The 6,476-nt window shown below is 66.6% G+C and carries 4 protein-coding genes and 1 pseudogene; 4 read left to right on the top strand and 1 reads right to left on the bottom strand.

The annotated features are described in order from the left end of the window. Positions 1-123 precede the first annotated feature (123 nt). Positions 124-762, top strand: a pseudogene (locus X946_RS23315) (substrate-binding domain-containing protein); the annotation flags it as partial. Positions 763-1,293: 531 nt separating this feature from the next. Beyond that, positions 1,294-2,493, top strand: coding sequence for a formaldehyde dehydrogenase, glutathione-independent (gene fdhA / locus X946_RS23310; protein WP_038752682.1), 1,200 nt, complete (start codon positions 1,294-1,296; stop codon positions 2,491-2,493). 173 nt (positions 2,494-2,666) lie between these two features. Here the strand turns inward: fdhA and X946_RS23305 are convergent, their stop codons facing one another. Then, positions 2,667-3,692: a GlxA family transcriptional regulator gene (locus tag X946_RS23305; RefSeq protein WP_038752680.1), complete on the bottom strand. Its 1,026-nt coding sequence runs from the start codon at positions 3,690-3,692 to the stop codon at positions 2,667-2,669. Positions 3,693-4,152: 460 nt separating this feature from the next. On the opposite strand from X946_RS23305, the gene X946_RS23300 reads away from it, so the two are divergent. Then, positions 4,153-5,427: a serine hydroxymethyltransferase gene (locus tag X946_RS23300; RefSeq protein ID WP_038752678.1), complete on the top strand. Its 1,275-nt coding sequence runs from the start codon at positions 4,153-4,155 to the stop codon at positions 5,425-5,427. Positions 5,428-5,482: 55 nt separating this feature from the next. Next, the gene (locus X946_RS23295; protein WP_038752676.1) at positions 5,483-6,454 is read left to right on the top strand and encodes a dipeptidase; all 972 of its coding nucleotides are present in this window, start codon (positions 5,483-5,485) and stop codon (positions 6,452-6,454) included. Positions 6,455-6,476 lie beyond the last annotated feature (22 nt).

Here is a 6,476-nt window from a genome sequence, read left to right as displayed (position 1 = left end):
TTGCGCACGCAGGTGCACGACGGGTATGCGGGCGAGGCCGACGCGGCGGCGGAGGCGGTGATTCGGGAGAACGACGGCGGCCGGTGACGAGGCGCTCGCGGCATGTCGAACGACGGGACGCGGCGAATGTTCGTTGACGATCCGAGAATCCGTTTTCTTCAGGAGCGCGAATTTCCGTTCGTCGCATATGGCTGGACCGCCAGCGCTGCGCCGTATGCGTGGTTCGATTTCGACAACGAGGCGGGCGCGCACGCGGCTGTGCAGCGGCTGATCGTGTTCGGGCATCAGCGCATCGCGCTCGCGTGTGCGCCGCAGACGCTGAACTTCGCCGCGCAGCGGCGCGCGGGCTTCGAGCGCGCGCTGCGCGAAGCGGGGATCGAGCTCGATTCCGCGCTGTTTCGCGAATGCGCATTCACGCGCGACGGCGGCTACGATGCGACGCAGGCTTTGCTCGCGCTTCCGAGCCAGCCGAGCGCGCTTGTCGTCGACAACAACATCGCCGGCGCGGGCGCGTTCCGGGCGATCGTCGAGAGCGGCAGGCGCTTCGTCGACGACATATCGCTGATCGTCTACGACGGCGTGTCGCGCGACATCTCGTTTCCGCACCGGGCGACCGCGGTGGTGCAGCCTACCGGGCAAGCGTCCGGCTTGGCGATTGCCGAGCTGATGCTCGGCGTCATCGCGGAGCCGCCGGGCATCGCGCATCGGCTCGCGTCGCCTGTTGTCGAGCCGGGCGATACGGACGGGCCGCTCGGCGGTTGACGCGCACCGGACGCAAGATGTTGCGACGCACGCATTGCGTCGTGCAGCATGACGCCGCTTGGCGCAATGCGTGCGTTATGCCGAGGCGATTGCACGTCGCACGTCGCACGTCTCACGCCGCGAATCGCAAATCGCAAACCGCAAACCGCCGATTACTATCCACTGCCCACTGCCCACTGCCCACTGCCCACTGCCCACTGCCCACTGCCCACTGCCCACTGCCCACTGCACGCAGCACGCAGCACGCAGCACGCAGCACGCAGATCGCAGATCGCAGATCGCAGATCGCAGATCGCAGATCGTCGCCGCCGCCTCAGTCACCGCCGCCTCAGTCACCAGCGCCATCGCCATTGCCCTCCACCGTTACCGTTCCGATGTCGGCCGCAGCCAAGCCGATGTCGGTTTTTGGACGCTCGCCCCCCCGGCTCGCGGACTACCCTCGGAAAGCTCGCTGCAAGCCCGTCCGACGCGCCCGAGCGCGCGGGCCGGGCGAGGCGCGGCGCACCGCCAACGAGACATGGAGACAATGCGATGAGCAGCAACCGAGGTGTCGTGTATCAGGGGCCGGGCAAGGTCGAGGTGCAGAAGATCGACTACCCGAAGATGGTCGATCCGAGCGGCCGCGCGATCGGCCACGGCGTGATCCTGAAGGTGGTCAGCACGAATATCTGCGGCTCCGATCAGCACATGGTGCGCGGCCGCACGACGGCGCCCGTCGGCCTCGTGCTCGGTCACGAGATCACGGGCGAGGTGATCGAAGTCGGCCGCGACGTCGAGACGCTGAAGATCGGCGATCTCGTGTCGGTGCCGTTCAACGTCGCGTGCGGCCGCTGCGCGATGTGCAAGGAGCAGCACACGGGCGTGTGCCTGAACGTGAACCCGTCGCGCGCGGGCGGCGCGTACGGCTACGTCGACATGGGCGGCTGGATCGGCGGCCAGGCCGAATACGTGCTCGTGCCTTACGCCGATTTCAACCTGCTGAAGTTCCCCGACCGCGATCAGGCGATGGCGAAGATCCGCGATCTCACCTGCCTGTCCGACATCCTGCCGACGGGCTATCACGGCGCGGTGTCGGCCGGCGTGAAGCCCGGCTCGACCGTCTACGTCGCGGGCGCGGGCCCTGTCGGGATGGCAGCCGCCGCGTCGGCGCGCCTGCTCGGCGCCGCGTGCACGATCGTCGGCGACATGAACGCCGAGCGTCTCGCGCATGCGAAGGCGATGGGCTTCGAGGTTGTCGATTTGTCGAAGGACGCGACGCTCGGCGAGCAGATCGAGCAGATCCTCGGCAAGCCGGAGATCGATTGCGCGGTCGACTGCGTCGGCTTCGAGGCGCACGGCCACGGTTCGTCAGGCCATGCGGAGGAAGCGCCCGCGACGGTGCTGAACTCGCTGATGGAAATCACGCGGCCCGCCGGCGCGATCGGCATTCCGGGGCTGTACGTGACCGACGATCCGGGCGCCGCCGACGTCGCCGCGAAGCACGGCAGCCTGAGCATCCGCTTCGGTTTGGGCTGGGCGAAGTCGCACTCGTTCCATACCGGCCAGACGCCCGTCCTCAAATACAACCGCAACCTGATGCAGGCGATTCTGTTCGACCGGTTGCCGATCGCGAAGATCGTCAACGTCGCGGTGATCTCGCTCGACGATGCGCCGGAAGGCTACAAGAAGTTCGACGGCGGCGCGCCGCGCAAATTCGTCATCGACCCGCACGGGATGCTGAAGGCCGCATGATGCGCGCATAGGCGGCCCGCCGCGATCGGGCGTCCTGCCGGGCGACGAGCATGGCCCGCCGGTTCGCAGAGCCGGCGGGCCATTCGTTTTGGGGTGCGAAGTTCGACGAAAAGCGAAGTTGCCAATGGAGCCGGAGCCGCCGAATTCGGCGCCGCTCGCGCGGACGAGCGCGCTCAGGCGTGCAACATCATCGCCGGCGCGGGTGCGCCGCCCGGCATCGCGGGTTGCGCGAGCGGCGCAACCTGCTTGCGGCGTTCGCGCGTCGGCGCGGTGCCGAACGCGTCGCGATAGCTCTTGCTGAAGTGACACGCGGACTGGAAGCCGCACGCCATCGTGATGTGCATGATCGACATGTCGGTTTGCAGCAGCAGCTCGCGCGCGCGGCGCAGGCGCAGCGTCAGGTAGTAGTGCGTCGGCGTCATCCCGAGATGCTCGCGGAAAAGGCGCTGCAACTGCCGCTGCGACATGTTCGCGAGCCGCGCGAGTTCTTCGCGCGACAGCGGCTCTTCGATGTTGTTCTCCATCAGCGCGATCACCTCGAACAGCGACTTGTTCGCGGAACCGAGCCGCGCGACGAGCGGCATTCGTTGCTGCGCGCTCGTGTCGCGCACGTGCTCGACGATGAACTGCTCGGCGATCTGCGTGACGCGCGCGGTGCCGATGCGCGCGGCGATCAGGTTCAGCATCATGTCGAGCGGCGCGACGCCGCCCGTGCAGGTCACGCGATCGCGATCGATCACGAACAGCTCTTTCAGAAAGCGGGTGTCCGGAAATTCTTCCTTCAGCGCCGAGAGGTTTTCCCAGTGGATCGCGCACGCATAGCCGGCGAGGAGCCCCGCCTTCGCGAGCGCATAGGTGCCGGTGCACAGGCTGCCGAGCGCGACGCCCGCGCGCGCGAAGCGGCGCAGCGTCGCGAGATGTTCGGGCTGCGTCGCGCGCTGCACGTCGACGCCGCCGCAGACGAACACGATGTCCGGTTGCCCGACGCAGTCGGCCGGGCCGGTGTCGACCGCGAGTCCGTTGCTCGCCGTGACCAAGCCGCCTTCCGGGCTGACGATCGACCAGCGGTAAAGCGGCTGCCCGCTCAGGTAGTTGGCCATCCTGAGCACTTCGATCGCGTTCGTGAACGCGATCATCGTGAAGTTGGGCAGCGGCATGAACGCGAAATGAGACAGCGACGCAGTGCGGTCGGGCGACATGGGGAAGCGTTCCTTGGATCTGATCTTGATGCGGCCGGGGCGCTCGGCTCGCGTATTGTGAAATCGAGCGCAACAAGCGTGCCATACGGCTAAACCCTAGATCCGGGCGGCCGCCTGTCGGCGGCCTTTCGCTGCACCGCACCGTAACCGTGAGCGGCTGCGCCGCCCGAGTGCAGCGGCGGCACCGGGCCAGTGCCGGCCGCCAGCCGCCGCCGCGCCGCGGCTGCGGCGGCCGCCTCGGTCGCGGCGGCTACCGCAAAAACGCACGACCGGTCACTTGTTCAAAAGTGACGAACATGTCGGAAAAGGGAAAGAACGCGTCTGAATTCATCAATAGGCGAAAAATCCGAACGACAAGAATAGAGCCGTCGGCAGCCGCTGCGGCGGGACGCCAAGACGCCGCGCGGCGGGCCTTCGAGCCCGCTGCGGAGCCCCTCAAAATTCAGTGACGAGACGCCCTATGTCGAACGCCAATCCCTTCTTCTCGCAATCGCTCGCCGAGCGCGACGCGTCCGTGCGCGGCGCGCTCCTCAAGGAACTCGAACGACAGCAGTCGCAGGTCGAGCTGATCGCGTCGGAGAACATCGTGTCGCGCGCGGTGCTCGAGGCGCAGGGCTCGGTGCTGACGAACAAGTATGCGGAAGGCTATCCGGGCAAGCGTTACTACGGCGGCTGCGAGTTCGCGGACGAAGTCGAGGCGCTCGCGATCGATCGCGTGAAGCGAATCTTCAATGCCGGCTATGCGAACGTGCAGCCGCATTCCGGCGCGCAGGCGAACGGCTCGGTGATGCTCGCGCTCGCGAAGCCGGGCGACACGGTGCTCGGGATGTCGCTCGACGCGGGCGGACACCTGACGCACGGCGCGAAGCCCGCGCTGTCCGGCAAATGGTTCAACGCCGTCCAGTACGGCGTGAACCGCGACACGATGCTGATCGACTACGACCAGGTCGAGGAACTCGCGCAGCGGCACAAGCCGAGCCTCGTCATCGCAGGCTTCTCCGCCTATCCGCGCGCGCTCGACTTCGCGCGCTTCCGCCGGATCGCCGACGGCGTCGGCGCGAAGCTGATGGTCGATATGGCGCACATCGCCGGCGTGATCGCCGCGGGCCGCCACGCGAATCCGGTCGAGCACGCGCACGTCGTCACGTCGACCACGCACAAGACGCTGCGCGGCCCGCGCGGCGGCTTCGTGCTGACGAACGACGAGGAGATCGCCAAGAAGATCAACTCGGCGGTGTTTCCCGGCCTGCAGGGCGGCCCGCTGATGCACGTGATCGCCGGCAAGGCGGTTGCGTTCGGCGAGGCGCTGACGGGCGACTTCAAGATCTACATCGACCGCGTGCTCGCGAACGCGCAGGCGCTCGGCGAAGTGCTGAAGGCGGGCGGCGTCGATCTCGTGACGGGCGGCACCGACAATCACCTGCTGCTCGTCGATCTGCGCCCGAAGGGGCTGAAGGGCGCGCAGGTCGAGCAGGCGCTCGAGCGTGCGGGCATCACGTGCAACAAGAACGGCATTCCGTTCGACACCGAAAAGCCGACGATCACGTCGGGCATTCGCCTCGGCACGCCGGCCGGCACGACGCGCGGCTTCGGCGCGGCGGAGTTTCGCGAGGTCGGCCGGCTGATTCTCGAGGTGTTCGACGCGCTGCGCACGAACCCGCAAGGCGATCACGCGGCCGAGCAGCGCGTGCGCCGCGAGATCTTCGCGCTCTGCGAGCGCTTCCCGATCTACTGAACCGAACGCCGCGCCTTCGCACGACGACCGACGCGCAGACAAGACTGGAGAATTCATGAGCACGCTGCATCAGGACAGCATCATCATCGACGGCCTGAACATTTCGAAGTTCGAACGTTCGGTGTTCGAGGACATGCACAAGGGCGGCGTGACGGCCGCGAACTGCACGGTGTCCGTGTGGGAGAACTTCACGAAGACGGTCGACAACATCGCGCTGATGAAAAAGCAGATTCGCGACAACGGCGAGCTGCTGACGCTCGTGCGCACGACCGACGACATCTTTCGCGCGAAGCAGGAAGGCAGGACGGGCGTGATTCTTGGCTTCCAGAACGCGCACGCGTTCGAGGACAACCTCGGCTACGTCGAGGCGTTCGCCGACATGGGCGTGCGCGTCGTGCAGCTTTGCTACAACACGCAGAACCTCGTCGGCACCGGCTGTTACGAGCGCGACGGCGGCTTGTCGGATTTCGGCCGCGAGGTGATCGCCGAGATGAACCGTGTCGGGATCATGGTCGACCTGTCGCACGTCGGCGGCAATACGTCGTCGGAGGCGATCGCGTTCTCGAAGAAGCCCGTCTGCTATTCGCATTGCCTGCCGTCGGGGCTCAAGGAGCATCCGCGCAACAAGAGCGACGAACAGTTGAAGGAGATCGCGGACGCGGGCGGCTTCGTCGGCGTGACGATGTTCGCGCCGTTCCTGAAGCGCGGGATCGACGCGACGATCGACGATTACATCGAGGCGATCGATTACGTCGTGAACCTGATCGGCGAGGACGCAGTCGGCATCGGCACCGATTTCACGCAGGGCTACAGCGTCGACTTTTTCGATTGGCTCACGCACGACAAGGGACGCTATCGCCGGCTCACGAATTTCGGCAAGGTCGTGAATCCGGAAGGCATCCGAACGATCGGCGAATTCCCGAACCTGACGGCCGCGATGGCGCGCGCCGGCTGGAAGGAGTCGCGCATCCGCAAGATCATGGGCGAGAACTGGGTGCGCGTGTTCAAGGAGGTCTGGGGCGCGTAGGCGTTCCGCATTCTTCGTTTTC

It is taken from the genome of Burkholderia sp. ABCPW 111 (assembly GCF_000773065.1).
Lineage (GTDB): Bacteria > Pseudomonadota > Gammaproteobacteria > Burkholderiales > Burkholderiaceae > Burkholderia > Burkholderia savannae.
The sequence above is the reverse complement of the archived record's forward strand: the minus strand, read 5'-3'. Positions and strand labels throughout refer to the sequence as shown.